Source organism: Rufibacter soli (genome assembly GCF_054781795.1).
This window is the reverse complement of sequence record NZ_BAAGTS010000001.1, coordinates 406,516-420,879: the sequence shown is the minus strand read 5'-3', so window position 1 is coordinate 420,879 and position 14,364 is coordinate 406,516. Positions and strand designations below refer to the sequence as shown.

At 51.0% G+C, this 14,364-nt stretch carries 11 protein-coding genes; 6 read left to right on the top strand and 5 right to left on the bottom strand.

The genetic code is table 11. From position 1 onward, the window contains the following. Nucleotides 1-132: 132 nt before the first annotated feature. On the bottom strand, nt 133-1,479 hold the full coding sequence (locus tag ACYVJQ_RS01725; RefSeq protein ID WP_460891341.1) for a rhodanese-like domain-containing protein: 1,347 nt from the start codon (nt 1,477-1,479) through the stop codon (nt 133-135). 347 nt (nt 1,480-1,826) lie between these two features. Here ACYVJQ_RS01725 and ACYVJQ_RS01720 point away from each other — a divergent pair, with 347 nt between their 5' ends. After that, the gene (locus tag ACYVJQ_RS01720) at nt 1,827-2,654 is read left to right on the top strand and encodes a cyanophycinase (RefSeq protein WP_460891340.1); all 828 of its coding nucleotides are present in this window, start codon (nt 1,827-1,829) and stop codon (nt 2,652-2,654) included. Between the two features lie 93 nt (nt 2,655-2,747). On the opposite strand, the gene ACYVJQ_RS01715 is transcribed toward ACYVJQ_RS01720, so the two are convergent. Beyond that, nucleotides 2,748-3,641 carry an NAD(P)/FAD-dependent oxidoreductase gene (locus tag ACYVJQ_RS01715; protein ID WP_460891339.1) on the bottom strand — a complete coding sequence of 298 codons (894 nt, stop codon included), beginning with the start codon at nt 3,639-3,641 and terminating at the stop codon, nt 2,748-2,750. 281 nt (nt 3,642-3,922) lie between these two features. Here ACYVJQ_RS01715 and ACYVJQ_RS01710 point away from each other — a divergent pair, with 281 nt between their 5' ends. From ACYVJQ_RS01710 to ACYVJQ_RS01695, 4 genes are all read left to right on the top strand, one after another. Beyond that, complete coding sequence (locus ACYVJQ_RS01710; protein ID WP_460891338.1) at nt 3,923-5,170, top strand: OmpP1/FadL family transporter; 1,248 nt, start codon at nt 3,923-3,925, stop codon at nt 5,168-5,170. Nucleotides 5,171-5,182: 12 nt separating this feature from the next. After that, on the top strand, nt 5,183-6,493 hold the full coding sequence (locus tag ACYVJQ_RS01705) for an SGNH/GDSL hydrolase family protein (protein WP_460891337.1): 1,311 nt from the start codon (nt 5,183-5,185) through the stop codon (nt 6,491-6,493). Between the two features lie 150 nt (nt 6,494-6,643). After that, the gene (locus tag ACYVJQ_RS01700; RefSeq protein ID WP_460891336.1) at nt 6,644-7,111 is read left to right on the top strand and encodes a lipocalin-like domain-containing protein; all 468 of its coding nucleotides are present in this window, start codon (nt 6,644-6,646) and stop codon (nt 7,109-7,111) included. Nucleotides 7,112-7,515: 404 nt separating this feature from the next. Further along, nucleotides 7,516-7,965 carry a lipocalin-like domain-containing protein gene (locus ACYVJQ_RS01695; protein ID WP_460891335.1) on the top strand — a complete coding sequence of 150 codons (450 nt, stop codon included), beginning with the start codon at nt 7,516-7,518 and terminating at the stop codon, nt 7,963-7,965. A 108-nt stretch (nt 7,966-8,073) separates the two neighbouring features. Here ACYVJQ_RS01695 and polA read toward each other — a convergent pair whose 3' ends face one another. From polA to rplU, 3 genes are all read right to left on the bottom strand, one after another. Beyond that, nucleotides 8,074-10,941 (bottom strand): DNA polymerase I, encoded by a 2,868-nt coding sequence (gene polA / locus ACYVJQ_RS01690; protein ID WP_460891334.1) that lies wholly within the window; start codon nt 10,939-10,941, stop codon nt 8,074-8,076. 797 nt (nt 10,942-11,738) lie between these two features. Next, on the bottom strand, nt 11,739-12,017 hold the full coding sequence (gene rpmA / locus ACYVJQ_RS01685; protein WP_460891333.1) for a 50S ribosomal protein L27: 279 nt from the start codon (nt 12,015-12,017) through the stop codon (nt 11,739-11,741). A 70-nt stretch (nt 12,018-12,087) separates the two neighbouring features. Next, a complete protein-coding gene (gene rplU, locus ACYVJQ_RS01680; RefSeq protein ID WP_460891332.1) occupies nt 12,088-12,396 on the bottom strand; it encodes a 50S ribosomal protein L21 in 309 nt (102 codons plus the stop codon). A gap of 958 nt (nt 12,397-13,354) precedes the next feature. Between rplU and ACYVJQ_RS01675 the strand changes: the two genes are divergently transcribed. Then, entirely contained in the window at nt 13,355-14,314 is a 960-nt protein-coding gene (locus ACYVJQ_RS01675; RefSeq protein WP_460891331.1) for a ribonucleoside-diphosphate reductase small subunit, read from the top strand. Nucleotides 14,315-14,364 lie beyond the last annotated feature (50 nt).

Below are 14,364 nucleotides of genomic sequence, written 5' to 3'. Positions count from 1 at the left end.
AATCCCGCAAAGGACCAGTCTTAGAGCGTACCGACAGGAAACAAAAAACCTGTTTTGGGGCCGTTTTTAGAAAAACAGCCCCAAAACAGGTTTTGCCTTTATGGGCTACGCCGAAGATTCTGCTTAGTATCTCTATATGGGAGGACTGAACTGCTGGATGGCTTCGCTGAGGTCATACACGGGCACCTCTGCAACTCCTGTGGCCACAATGCTAGCCCCGGCCGCCGACCGATACCCACCCGCGCAATGCACCACAATGGGTTTGTCGGTGGGGATTTCTTCCAGGCGCTCGCGCAGTTCAGGAAGGGGTATTGCCAGGGCGTTTGGGAAGATGCGTTTTTCCTTTACTTCATTCTGGTTGCGCACGTCTAAGATGGTGTAGTTCTCTGGGTGGGCTTTGAACTGGGCCAGGTCCAGGTCGGGGAGGGTTTCCGTGCCCTCGGCCGGGGCCGAGGAAAGGGCGCCGCAGATAAAGCGCTCGTAGCCAATCTTGGCGGTCTTGGCGATCAGTTCCCGCAGGGTTTCCTCGTCTTCAGAAAGGAGGTAGAACTTTTCTTCGGGGTTGACAATAGACCCCAGCCAGGTTTCAAACTTGGGGCCGTCCTGCAGATTAATGGCTTTAGGCAGGTGCCCCTTTTTGAACTGCTCCCGGGGCCGGGTATCAATGACCAATCCTTCCTCTTCCAGTTTATGGCCCGGCTCCAGCACCGGTACCTTTTTGGTGGAAGAATCAAATTTGGAGGCTCCTTTGCGGTTGAGCTCTACGTCATAGCCAAAATAGCGGGGCACAAAGGGTTGGTCTGCGGTAATAAAGGCCACAAAGGCTTCTTCAGACATGGGCTGCAGGGCACGGTTAGAAAGCTTTTCGGCGCCAATGGTGCTGGACTTGGCGTCACTCAGGGCTTTGCCGCAGAGGCTGCCGGCCCCGTGCGCCGGGTATACCAGCACGTGGTCTGGCAGGGTCATCAGTTTGTGGCGGGTGGTGTGGTACATCTGGCGGGCCAGGTCTTCACGAGTGGCGGTCTCCTGTCCCACGTCTTCCCGAAGGTCGGGGCGGCCCACGTCGCCTACAAACAGGGCGTCTCCGGTGAAGACGGCGTGCTCCTTGCCTTCCTCGTCCAGGAGCAGCACGGAGATGCTGTCTGGCGAATGCCCGGGGGTATTGATGGCCCGTAGGGTTACCTTGCCTACCATGATTTCCTGGCCTTCATCAAAGGTGGTGTGGGGATATTCTGCTCCCACCGCAGCGCTCACGTAGACAGTGGCCTGCTTGGCATCAGAGAGCTCCAAGTGACCGCTCACGAAGTCGGCGTGCGGGTGCGTTTCTATGACGGTGGTAATGCGGGCGTCATGCAGCATGGCAAACTCCTCATATTGCCGGGGGTTGCGGGTAGGGTCAATGACCGCAATCTCGGCGTCGCTCATGATCACGTAAGAGAAGTGGGCCAGGCCTTTATCTTCAAACTGGTGGATTTTCATAGGGTTATGGGCATTAATAAGGCAGTTACGGTGTTATACAGAAGCCAGGATAGTAAAAGCTGGCAACCAAAGGCCCTGCCAGAAGATACCTTTGAGGGCCGCTCTTCCGTAACAGTACTCTGTTTGGTCCACGTGTACGCATAAAAGCCTGGCTAGGTAAGAGCCGCGAAGCATCCTTTTAAAGATTGGGAGGCCGGGCACGTTTTTCCAGGGTACCCACTTCCTTCGCTTTTTGGCCGCCCCCTCTCCGGCACCTTGTACATCTGGTCAAATCTTGTAGTTTTGAACCAGGCGCAGCCCTGGGCAGTAGCATTTTTTTACCGTTTACTATTTTTTTGATTTTTTATATGCAGCACCCCAAAGGAACCCTTATTGCGCTTGGCGGCGGTGATGATGACGGGTTAATCAACCTTATCCGCTCAGAGATCTGTAGCGTGGAATCTAATATTGAGGTAATTACCACCGCCACCTTAGAGCCCATGGAATCTGGGCAGGCCTACAAAGAAGCGTTTGAAGAATTAGGCTGCAGCAGCGTGCGGTTTATGCACATTGACGAAGACAACAAAGCAGACTCCAAAGACTATATCACCCGTATTGAACAGGCCGAGGTGATCTTTTTCACCGGCGGTAACCAGCTTAGACTAAAGGAGTTTCTGAGCGGCTCAAAGCTGCACCACCTTATGCAGCGCCGGTTTATAGAAGAGGAGATCACCATTGCCGGAACCAGCGCCGGGGCTGCCGCCATGTCTAACCGCATGATTTATGAGGGCTACGGCTCCTATTCCCTGGTGAAAGGCGAAGTGAAAACCACTGATGGCCTCTCCTTTATCAACAACGTGTTTATTGACACCCACTTTACCGAGCGGGGCCGGTTTGGCCGGTTGGCGCACGCGGTTTCTAAACGCCCCGAGTTTATTGGCATTGGCCTGGGCGAGGAAACGGGTATCATCATCAAGCACAATAACCACATTGAGGTCTTCGGGACGGGGGTGGTCACTATCATGGATGGCTCTCAGGTAACCTATTCCAACCTGCAGGAGGTAGAGGAAGGCGACCCTATTGCCATTGAGAACCTCACTATGCACCTGCTGGTGGAAGGCCATGAATACTGTATCCTGGACCGCGCCTTCCGGAAACTCTCCCAGAAAAAGCGCAACACCTCGGCTAAAGTTTAGCATTAAGCCTTAAAAGTGAGTCGTCCCGTTTTGGGCCTGTTTTTAGAAAAACAGGCCCAAAACGGGACGACTCACTTTAGTGGCAAACACGCCTTACAGCCTGAATTCTTTCTGCAGTTCCATGTTAATGGCTACCCCGGCTTTGGTGCCTTCGGCGGCGGCCACAATGACCAGCTGCATGTCACGGGCGGCGTCACCGGCCACGTACAGACCGGGTATGTTGGTTTGCTGGTGTTTGTAGGTTTTCACTACCCCCTTGCTGGTAAAATCACAGGCCAATTGCGCGGCCAGATCTGAGTGCTGGTCAGAACCGGTGGCAAAGAACAGGGCCTCCCGATTTTCCACCTCGCCGTTTTTAAGCACCATGCGCTGTAACTGCCCGCCTTCACCTTCCAGGCGTTCAATGGGCAGCAGGTTTACCTGTACCTTGTTGCGGGCCAGTAGTTCGCGGTCTTCCCGGGTCAATCTTTTGGTGCCGTCTGTGAACAGCATCACATCACTGCTCCAGGTTTTGAGGGAAAGGGAAAGGCCTATGGCGTCACGGTTCTTTCCATAGGCCGCCAGCGGTTTGTTCTTAGACTCAAATCCGTCACAGTAGGGGCAGTGGTGAATGCTGGTGCCGTAAAAGGGCTCTGCCCCTTCCAACTTGGGCCAGCGGTCACACAGGCCCGTGGCCAGCAGCACCTTTCTGGAAATATAGACCTGGTTGTCCTGGTCACAGGCCTTGAACAGTTCACCTTCCTTGGTGATCTGCACTATGCGCTTCTGCTTGAACTCCACCTCATACTTCTCCAGGTCTTTGCGCGCTAGTTCCAGAAACTCCTGGGGCGGGGTGCCGTCTCGGGAAATGAACCCGTTCATGGCGTGCGAATAGGAGTTGCGGTATTGGCCGGTATCAAATAAGGCAACTTTTCGCATACAGCGCCCCAGCAACATGGCCGCGCTCAGACCGGCTGGCCCACCCCCTACTATTAAAACATCATACATTTTCTTTCCTGTTTAGCCAGAAATGGATTAACGCAACTGGCAAAAAAGGGGATGGGTTCTGGCCCGCATTTTTTGTGTCGCAATGCCGCTAAGCTGCTGGAAAGCGGTTGGGACGGGCAACTCTTCCTCATTTAGCCTACAAGCCTCTATGGGGAGTGAAATTAAAAAATGAAAAAATATAGTGCTTATGCATAACACTATGCGAAACTGTGTGCAATTTTTCTATATTTGGTTACCAAATCCACAAGAAATAATTTTACCTATTTTTAACTAGCAAACGCATGAAAAGTAAATTACTAGCCTTTCTAGGAGGTGCCATGCTCACGGCAGGCGTCGCCAACGCGGGTGGCTTCCAGGCTAACCTTCAAGGGCAAAAGCAGTTAGGCATGGGGCACGCCGGAACCGGCCTGGCTCTTGACCAAAGCAGCATCTTTTTTAACCCGGGAGCCCTGGCCCATTTGCGCCAAAACGGCATCCAGCTGGGCGTAAGTGCGTTGAACTCTAAAATTGCCTACCGTGAGCCGTCACCGGGTATCTCACAGTCCCAGACAGACAATAAAATCAGCACGCCTTTCCAGATTTACGCCTCCTTTGGCAAAGAGGAAAGTCCGTTACGTTTCGGTATTGGTGTATACACACCCTATGGTTCCTCAGTTAACTGGGGCGACACTTGGCAAGGACGGTTTGGCTTGAATGAGCTAAGCCTGCAGGCCATCTTTATTCAGCCTACCATTAGCTACCAGGTAAATGATAAAATTGGCGTTGGCGCTGGTTTTGTCTACTCTACCGGTGGCGTGAACCTACAGAGAAGCCTTCCTTTGATTGATGCCAACGGCGTGGAAAGCGGCCTTGAGCTTGACGGCAAGGCCAGCGGCATAGGCTTTAACGTGGGGGTGTTCTTTAAACCCACAGACAAGCTTTCTTTGGGCCTCACCTACCGGTCAAAAGTAGAGATGGAAGTAAAAGACGGAGACGTGACCTTCACCTTACCTACGGCCTCTGTAATAGCGCCTAACTTTGGGGCCACCAAGTTTGACGCCACCCTGCCTTTGCCAGCCAACATCACGTTAGGGATTGGATTTAAACCCACCGAAAAGTTCACCATTGCCGCCGACTTACAGCGGGTACAGTGGAGCGCCTACAAATCTCTGCGCTTTGACTTCAACGGTACTGCTGGGGGCGCCGGAGTTACTTCCAGCGAGAGTCCCCGCAACTATGAAGACGTATTCATTTACCGCTTAGGCTTGCAGTACCAGCTGTCTGATATTTTAACGGTTCGCGCCGGTGGGTACTATGACCAATCTCCGGTACAGGAAGGCTACTTAACCCCAGAAACCCCAGACGCAGACTCCAGAGGGTTATCTGCCGGCTTAACCCTTGCCTTGTCTGAAAAAGTAGACCTGGACGCCTCTTTCCTTTACCTCAACAAAAAAGAGCGCACCGATAACGCCAGCAAATCTGGTGGCGTACCGGGTACATTCAAGTCAATTGCCTATATCCCCGGGGTTGGGCTTAACTACAAGTTTTAATTTTTACCTAGTATGAGAAATATAGTACACAGACTGGGCGCTGTCGCCCTTCTTTCCAGCGTTTTCCTCTTTGCAGGTTGTGATCCCGAATTTGAAGATGATGTAGTCCTGAGCAAAGGCAGCCTTGATCTTTCTAAATACGTGGCGGTAGGCAACTCCCTTACCGCCGGTTACCAGGACAACGGCCTTTACTTGGAAGGGCAGGTATATTCTTACCCTAACATTCTGGCTAACCAGTTTGCCTACGTGGGCGGCGGGAATTTTACGCAGCCCCTTTTCGCTGCTGACAAAAGCCAGGAAAACGGCTCTGGCTACCTGAGACTGAAGGGTTTCTCAGCCAGCGGCCTGCCTATCACCGAGACCGTGACTAAGAACCTGGCCGTGGTAGGTTTAGGGGCTGACCAGAAAACACCTCTGTTGGCTAAATACACAGATGAAGTCCAGAACCTGGGCGTTCCCGGCATCAAGATGAAGGATGTAGTAACCGCTGGCTATGGGTATAACAATCCCCTGGGCTTCAACCCGTATTACCAACGCCTGCTTTCTGACCAGGTAGCACCAACCGGCGCCCTTCTCCCTTATGCCAACAAGGTAGCCTCTGTGAAAGGAACCTTCTTTACTATGTGGCTGGGCAATAACGACGTTTTAGGCTATGCTACTTCCGGAGGGTTGAGCCCTATTTCTACGGACGCTGAGTTTCAAACTGGTCTGGACGCGATGCTGGCGGTGTTACCTGCCCAAGGCGTGATTATAAACATCCCAGATGTTACTTCAGTACCGTTCTTCACTACTAAAGCAACTTCCTTGTTAATAGCGCAGGCACAAGCAGCGGGCGCTAAGCTTTACATTAAAACAGGAAGTGGCGCCACGCGTGAAGCCAAGGCTACAGATTATGTTCTGCTTACCTCAACAGTGGGTACGCCAGAGTCAGTGCCCGGCATAGCGCAGCCTGTACCGCACGGATTCTCTCCTTTAAACCCGCTTGCTAACCAAGAGGTATTGGATGAGGTTGAAACCGAAGCGGTGAAAACGGCCACCCAGACTTTCAATGGCAAATTGAAGGCCGCCGCAGATGCGAAGAAAGTAGCGTATTCTGATATGAACGCCTATTTCAATACTATTAAGAAAGGCCTTATGATTAACGGGGTGAGCTATTCTCCTTCCTTTATTACAGGTCATTTATTCTCTTTAGACGGAGTACACCTCACTCCAAGAGGATACGCCATTGTAGCCAATGAGCTGATCAGGACTATTAACCAGAAATACAGCGCTACTATCCCTACCATTGACGTAACGCAGTTCCGGAGCGTGCTTATCCCGTAAGGAGCCCACGTTTATTGCCTTTATTTAAAAGACCAGCCCGCGAAAGGCTGGTCTTTTTTGTTAGGCCGGCCAGTAGCATTGGTAGTTTTTTTCCTGTTGGTTTTAGGTAGTTTTATAGCAGAATCGTATAAAGATTTATTTTCGTGGCTTATGAAGAACTCTCCTCTACTCCTGCTTTTATTTTGTGCCACCCTTTTTACCACTGCCTGCAGCAAGAAAGACGACCCTGATCCTACCAAGGAAGAGATGGTCCAAAACAAGCGGTGGCAGGTTACCGGCTTCACGGTGTCTAATGTCTTAATTGGTACCGTAGATTACTACGCCACCTTGGGGGCTTGCGAGAAAGACAATTTCCTGGAGTTTAAGGCAAATAATGTGTTGATAGCCGATGAAGGCGCCACCAAATGTGATCCCAGCTCTCCCCAGCAGACGCAGGGCACTTGGAAACTGGAAGGCGATGTCTTAACTCTTTCAGCCCCGGGCCTCACGGCAATTGTGCAGGTGAAGGAACTGAAACTAACCATCAAAGAACTGACCGCCACCACCCTTACCGCCGATTTCAACGAGAGTATTTCTGGCTTACCGGTAACCGGAACGATAAAAATGACGGCCATGTAAAAGAGGGAGGCATAGTAAAGCCTAGAAGCAAGGGATAAGCCCTGCCTCAGACCAGTGTTCTCGCTGGCCAGAGGCAGGGCTTCTTTTTGCAGGTGCACCTGTAGTTTTGAGAACCCTGGTTTTACCCCCATTTCCTGGGGTTGTATAGAATGATGATCACTTTACGGAACAGGTAATTTCTATACCCACCAACTTCTCCTACTTCCTCTCGTAATCTAAATATCCTTCTTTTTATCAAATTAATATAATAGCCTGATACCCCTCCCACCTATTTCTTATATTCTGCTTAATGGCTCTGCCACATGATAGTAAGGAAAGGAGCGTAAGTGTATGTTGCCTCTTAAGCATCTTAATTTATTTAAACCCGTTTATCCCCCAATCTTTACCCCTAATCTTAAAGAGCCATGAAAAAACCTTATTTGCTCCTTAGTATCCTGGCAATTTTCTGCGTCACCTTTAGTGGCTGTAACAATGACGATGATGAAAAGCCGGATGATAAAAAGCTTTTGACCAGTAAATCCTGGAAGTTAACCGCCTTTACCGCCACCCAGGGGTCTGTGTCTTATGATATTTACGGGGACCTGGAACCCTGCGACCAGGATGATCTCTGGAAGTTCGCAGACAACGGCACGTATGAGCTGAACGAAGGAGCCAGCAAGTGCGACCCTTCCTCTAACCAGGTGTATGAAACCGGAACCTGGACCCTGGATAACGGCACGCTTACGCTTACTTCTTCTGGCAGCAGTGACACGTATAAACTGGTGGAGATTTCTAGCAATACCCTTAAACTCACCATAGACCAGGTGCTGAGCGGCACCAACACCAATTTCAATCTCACCTTTGCCGGGCAATAACCCTGCGCGCAAATCCTATAAAACAGAAAAGGGAGCGTAAGAGCTCCCTTTTCTGTTTTATAGGATTTCTGTTTTAAGCCTGTTTTTCTGAAAACGGCCTCAAAACGCTTAATGCGCCTGCAACCAGTTGTCGCCGGTGCCCAGGCCTACTTCCATAGGTACGCTTAGGGGGAAGGCGTGCTTCATGAGGTCTTCAATCTTGGCTTGCACCAGTGGCAGTTCCTCTTTCACTACGTCAAACACCAATTCATCATGCACCTGCAGAATCATGCGGCTGGCCAGTTTCTCATCCCGTAGCCACTGGTCAATGTTGATCATGGCAATCTTGATGATATCAGCGGCGGTACCCTGGATGGGCGCATTGATGGCGTTTCGTTCGGCGTAGCCCCTGATGTTCTGGTTACGGGAGTTGATGTCTCTGAGGTAACGGCGGCGGCCCAGCAATGTCTCCACAAACTCCTGCTCGCGGGCCTCATTGATGGCGCTGTCCATGTACTGCTTTACCGCCGGGAACTCCTGGAAATAGGCTTCAATAATCTCGGCGGCCTCTCTTCTTGGAATAGCCAACCGCTCTGCCAGCCCGAAGGCCGAGATGCCGTAGATAATTCCGAAGTTGATGGTCTTGGCCTTGCGGCGCATATCACCATCTACCTGGTCTACGGGCACGTGGAACACCTTGGCGGCGGTACTGGCGTGAATGTCCAGCCCCTTTTGGAACGCCTCTTTCATGGTGGCGTCATTGCTGAAGTGCGCCATGATCCTCAATTCAATCTGGGAGTAGTCAGCGGAGAGCAGCACGTGGTTCTCATCACGGGGCACAAAGGCCTTGCGTATCTCACGGCCTTTCTCTGTTCTGATAGGGATGTTCTGTAGGTTAGGGTTGGTGGAACTCAAACGACCCGTAGCGGCCACCGCCTGGTTGTAGGACGTGTGCAGGCGGTTGTCTTCGTTGCAGATCAATTGCGGAAGGGCGTCTACGTAGGTGCTCTTGAGCTTGGTGAGCTGCCGGTGGTCCAGGATGAGCTGTACAATCTCGTGCTCAAAGGCCAGCTTAGAGAGGATCTCTTCGCCGGTAGCGTACTGCCCGGTTTTGGTTTTCTTGATCTTGTTGCCGCCCAACTGCATGCGGTCAAACAGCACCTCGCCCAACTGCTTGGGTGAACCGATGTTGAACTCCATGCCGGCCAGGTTGAAGATTTTCTGCTCAATTTCCTGGATGCTGGCCTGCAAGGAGATAGAAGACTCGGCGAGGGCCTCAGCGTCTATGCTCACGCCCTCGCGCTCCATGTGGCCCAACACACGCACCAGCGGGTTCTCCACTTCATTGAAGAGGCGTTTTAAGCCTTGTTTTTCTAAAAGAGGGTCAAAGTAGTTTTTGAGTTGCAGCGTGACATCTGCGTCTTCACAGGCGTATTCATAGATCTGCAAAGCGGGAAGCTTATCCATGGTGAGCTGGTGCTTGCCTTTGCCCAGCAGCGTCTCAATAGCAATGGGCGTGTAGTGCAGATAGGTCTCCGCGAGCAGGTCCATGTTGTGGCGCATGTCGGGTTCCAGCAGGTAGTGGGCCAGCATGGTGTCATAAAGCGGCCCTTGCACGTCTATGCCGTAGCGCTGCAACACCACCAGGTCATATTTGATGTTCTGGCCTATTTTGGTAATGGTAGGGCTTTCCAGGATCTCCTTGAATTCCTGCACAATCTCAAGGGTGGCTTCGTGGTCATCAGTCGGCACCGGAATGTAATAGGCCTCGCCGGGCAGGTAGCAGAACGAGATGCCTACCAGGCGGGCGGTGATGGCGTCAATACTGGTGGTCTCGGTGTCAAAGGAGACTTCTTTCTGCAGTTTTAGGTACTTGAGAAGTTGCTGCCGTTGCTCTGGCGTAGTGAGCAAGTGATACTCGTGCAGGGTGGTGTCAATGGTGCGGCGAGGGGTAGAGACAAAGCCTTCGGTGCCTTCCTGCGCCAGGCCTTCTTCGGGGGCCATGGTCTCGGCGGCGGGCATGTCAAACAAAGAGGTCTGGCCCATGGGTTTGTCAGACTTGAAGCCTTTGCCCACGGTGGGCTTGTTGGAGATGGGTTTGGGAACGGCCGGCGAGGCGGTACCCAGCACGCGGGTAGCCAACTGCCGGAACTCCAGCTCGTCAAACAGCGCGGCCAGTTTCTCCATATCCGGGCCTTCGTAGAGCAAGCCCTGCTCGTCAAAATCAATGGGTACGTCTAGGTGAATGGTGGCCAGTTCCTTTGACATTAAACCCTGCTCCGCGAACGTCTCTACGTTTTCTTTCTGCTTGCCTTTCAATTCATGCGAATGGGCAATAAGATTTTCCACCGAGCCGTATTTCTGGATGAGGGTCTTGGCGGTTTTCTCCCCAATGCCGGGTATACCGGGTATATTATCCACGGCATCACCCTGCAGGCCCAGAATATCAATCACCTGCTTTACATTGCTGATTTCCCAGCGCTCCAGCACCTTAGGCTTGTCTATGATCTCAATGGCATTGCCCAGGAACGCGGGTTTGTAGACGAAGACGTGATCGGTGACCAGTTGATAGTAGTCTTTGTCGGGGGTCATCATGAACACGTCATAGCCGGCTTTTTCGGCTTTGCAGGAGAGCGTGCCGATGATGTCGTCGGCCTCGAAGCCGTCCAGCATCATGCCCGGTATGCCAAAGGCCTCCACAATCTTCTTCACGTACGGAATAGCAATGGCGATATCCTCGGGCATGGCCTGCCGGTTAGCCTTGTATTCCACGAAATTGGTATGCCTAAAGGTCTTGGAAGGCGCGTCATAGGCCACGCCAATATGGGTGGGCTTCTCGCGGTTAAGTAGGTCTACCAACGTGTTGGTGAACCCCAGGGCCGCCCCGGTGTTCATGCCCTTGGAATTGATTCTGGGGTTCTTGCTGAAGGCGAAGTGGGCCCGGTAAATGAGCGCCATGGCGTCTAGCAGAAACAGGCGTTTGTCTGGTGTACTCATAGAAACGAAGGTACGGGCAATGCCGCGGTTGTGCAATGGGTTTTTGTATATAACTGCCGTGGTGGAAGAAGGTTAAGGAAGAGGGCTTTGCTTTCGCTGATGTGCGTATTTTTTCTGCTGGCGTGGTTAGAATTGTTGCCGTTTGTTGGTGTTCGTATGGGCCAACAACCAAGACTGCCCTTCCATTTGGGAAATGCCTTTTTCTGCAATACCCATTCCGGTTAACCCTTGGCATGTCTGCTTTCCTATGGCTTCATGGGTTGGGTTGTTTCATCTATTCCCTCCGAGCGCTCACGGCCGCGAGGCCCCGCCTTCCGCCCTCGCGCTGTACCCTCTCGCCTGGCCCCCAGGGCCTGCCGCTCACCGCGGCACCGGGTCGAGTGCTAGGCGCTCAGCCGAAAGGCTGGAAACGGAAAGGCGTAAGTAATAGGGTAAAGGCGTTCTGGGCACGTTTTTGGAAAGGCAGGCTCAAAACGCATTTTTGCTCTCTATACCCAGTACCGCTAAATAAATCCAGACTCTCCCATGAGGATTGCCCAAACGAGAGTTTGAGGCAGCGAGCGAAGCTCTGCAGAGGGGTGTTTACACAGGAGAATACCCATGGAGGGCAATCCCCTAAACTCAAACTCATGTAGGAGTGTATCGCATACACCCTACCCATTGCCCTCTTCCTCATCCCCACCCTGAAGGCCTATACTCTTGCAAACTCAACTTCTGCCTACCCCAAACCCAACAAAAAAGGCCACTCCTTGCAGAGTGGCCTTTTTTGTAAAACCTCGGCGTGCGCCGATGAGAACTTAGGCTTGTGCTTCAGCAGTTTCGGCAACTGGAAGAACAGATACGTAAGAACGGTTTTTAACGCCTTTCTTGAAAGAAACTACGCCGTCTGTCAAAGCAAACAGGGTGTGGTCTTTCCCGATGCCTACGTTAGCACCTGGGTGGTGAGCAGTACCGCGCTGACGCACGATAATGTTACCAGCGATGATGGCCTGGCCACCGAAGATTTTCACGCCTAAGCGCTTGGAATGTGATTCACGTCCGTTGTTAGAACTACCGACACCTTTTTTGTGAGCCATTTCGTTTCTATGTTAATCCCGGGGAACCCCGGAAATTTGTTCAACAATAATTTTCTAGTCTTGGCAAAAATTAACCAATGGTGTTGATCAACACTTTGGTGAACTGCTGGCGGTGACCATTTTTCTTCTTGTAGCCTTTTCTTCTTTTCTTCTTGAAGACAATGATTTTATCACCTTTAGCGTGGCCCTGGATAGTTCCGGTCACCTTGATGTTGTCAAGGAAAGGAGCACCTACAGATAAAGTACCGTTATCATCAGTTAAAAGAACATTGGCGAACTCTACGGCGTCACCCTCATTGCCGGAAAGCTTGTTAGTGTAGAAGAACTTACCGCTCTCTACTTTCGTCTGGATCCCAGCGATTTCAACAATTGCGTACATCAGCTTACGATTATTTTAAAAATGAACCGCAAAGGTAAAAACACCCGGGTTAAGAAGCAAGAGCCCTTGGTTTAATTTTTAATGCAGTTGCCGGGCCCTAGCCCGCTGGTTTTTAAGGCGTTGAGAGTTACCCACGGGGTGTGGATTACTAGTGTGGATAAATAGAAACCCTAATGATAGTCAATTAGTTACGCGTGGATAAAGCCAACGCGATGCAGGGCCGCGCCCAAAACGCGGAAAATCTGAGGGGACGGGAAAGGTAAGAGTAAGCGTGCCTTTTGGCTGAATTGTAGATGAAAATAGCAGGTTTAAGTGCTAAAGTCAACAAAGTCAATTGATTTATTTTCTGCCGGCTTGGGTTAGGTGTCTGCAGAAGAGGACAGATTGGTTATCCAAAAGGGTAAGGTGCTAAAGAGGGTTCTGGTCACTTGCTTTTAATCGGCTAAGGATGGCCTGGTGGCTCGGTTTTTCCGAAGGATTCTTAGGTCAATCGATCTTCAGGCTGGTAGGAAAAGTTTAGCCAACAGGAGGGTAAGCGCTTGGTGGCTGTAACTCGTCAAAGATGGGGGGAGAGTAGTTTCTGGCGGCATGTTAGGGTGCGTAGGTTCGTGATTTTCTTTAGACCGGCGTAGTGGTCAAGCTGGACTTCAACTTTCTCTGCTATCCTTTAAGATACCATGTTTTGTTACATAAAAGAAACGCTATATTTGAGGTTTCTAATTTTGATAAAAATTTAACTTATTGTATTTCAATGAGTTATAATGTTGATAAGTGCGGGATAAAGATTGTATAAATTCGGCTACCCGATTCGGGGGAACTACGTAATTGTGCCTATATTTGAATTCTCAAGACGGAGGAAAGGCAGCCTAACGTCCGTTCTTAGAGTTCATTTGAGCTGAGGGGTAGCCCCTGAAACCTATCACCTGCTTTCTAGTTTAGTCATACAATAAAAGAGTCTATGGAGCCAATATTACAAGAGAACCCGAATCGCTTTGTTCTGTTCCCCATTCAAAACGATGCCGTGTGGCAAATGTATAAACAAGCGGAAGCTAGCTTCTGGACCGCCGAGGAAATTGACCTGAGCCAGGACAACAAGGACTGGGAAAAACTAAACGACGGCGAGCGCCATTTCATCTCACACGTGCTGGCCTTCTTTGCCGCTTCAGACGGAATTGTGAACGAGAACCTGGCCATCAACTTCATGCAGGAAGTGCAGATGCCAGAGGCGCGCTGCTTCTACGGGTTCCAGATCATGATGGAGAATATCCACTCAGAGACCTACTCGCTGCTCATTGACACTTATATTAAAGACCCGCAGGAGAAAGACCGCCTGTTCAACGCGTTGGAGACTGTGCCTTGCGTGAAGAAAAAAGGCGAGTGGGCGCTTAAATGGATCAACTCTGAGAACTTCACAGAGCGTCTGATTGCCTTTGCCGCGGTAGAGGGTATCTTCTTCTCTGGCTCGTTCTGCTCTATTTTCTGGATGAAGAAACGCGGCTTGATGCCAGGTCTTACCTTCTCTAATGAATTGATTTCCAGAGATGAAGGACTGCACTGTGATTTTGCCTGTCTGCTGTACTCCATGCTGCAGAACAAGTTACCAGAGGACCGCGTACACAGCATCATTCGTGACGCGGTAGCCATTGAGCAGGAGTTTGTAACCGATGCCCTACCTGTTGACTTGATTGGGATGAACGCAAAACTGATGAGCCAATACATTGAGTTTGTGGCAGACCGCCTGCTGGTGTCTTTGGGCTGCAGCAAGATCTACAATTCAACCAACCCCTTTGACTTCATGGAGCTGATCTCCCTGCAAGGCAAAACCAACTTCTTTGAGAAACGCGTGGCTGAGTACCAGAAATCTGGTGTGATGAGCGACCGTGACTCTAACGTATTCTCCCTGGACGAAGACTTCTAGTCTACCCTCTAAAACGGCCTTAAATGCGTTTTAGGGCTGTTTTTCATAAA

Coding starts and splice junctions, on each gene's coding strand:
- ACYVJQ_RS01725 (WP_460891341.1), bottom strand. CDS start 1,479: ATGAAAATCCACCAGTTTGAAGATAAAGGCCTGGCCCACTTCTCTTAC.
- ACYVJQ_RS01720 (WP_460891340.1), top strand. CDS start 1,827: ATGCAGCACCCCAAAGGAACCCTTATTGCGCTTGGCGGCGGTGATGAT.
- ACYVJQ_RS01715 (WP_460891339.1), bottom strand. CDS start 3,641: ATGTATGATGTTTTAATAGTAGGGGGTGGGCCAGCCGGTCTGAGCGCG.
- ACYVJQ_RS01710 (WP_460891338.1), top strand. CDS start 3,923: ATGAAAAGTAAATTACTAGCCTTTCTAGGAGGTGCCATGCTCACGGCA.
- ACYVJQ_RS01705 (WP_460891337.1), top strand. CDS start 5,183: ATGAGAAATATAGTACACAGACTGGGCGCTGTCGCCCTTCTTTCCAGC.
- ACYVJQ_RS01700 (WP_460891336.1), top strand. CDS start 6,644: ATGAAGAACTCTCCTCTACTCCTGCTTTTATTTTGTGCCACCCTTTTT.
- ACYVJQ_RS01695 (WP_460891335.1), top strand. CDS start 7,516: ATGAAAAAACCTTATTTGCTCCTTAGTATCCTGGCAATTTTCTGCGTC.
- polA (WP_460891334.1), bottom strand. CDS start 10,941: ATGAGTACACCAGACAAACGCCTGTTTCTGCTAGACGCCATGGCGCTC.
- rpmA (WP_460891333.1), bottom strand. CDS start 12,017: ATGGCTCACAAAAAAGGTGTCGGTAGTTCTAACAACGGACGTGAATCA.
- rplU (WP_460891332.1), bottom strand. CDS start 12,396: ATGTACGCAATTGTTGAAATCGCTGGGATCCAGACGAAAGTAGAGAGC.
- ACYVJQ_RS01675 (WP_460891331.1), top strand. CDS start 13,355: ATGGAGCCAATATTACAAGAGAACCCGAATCGCTTTGTTCTGTTCCCC.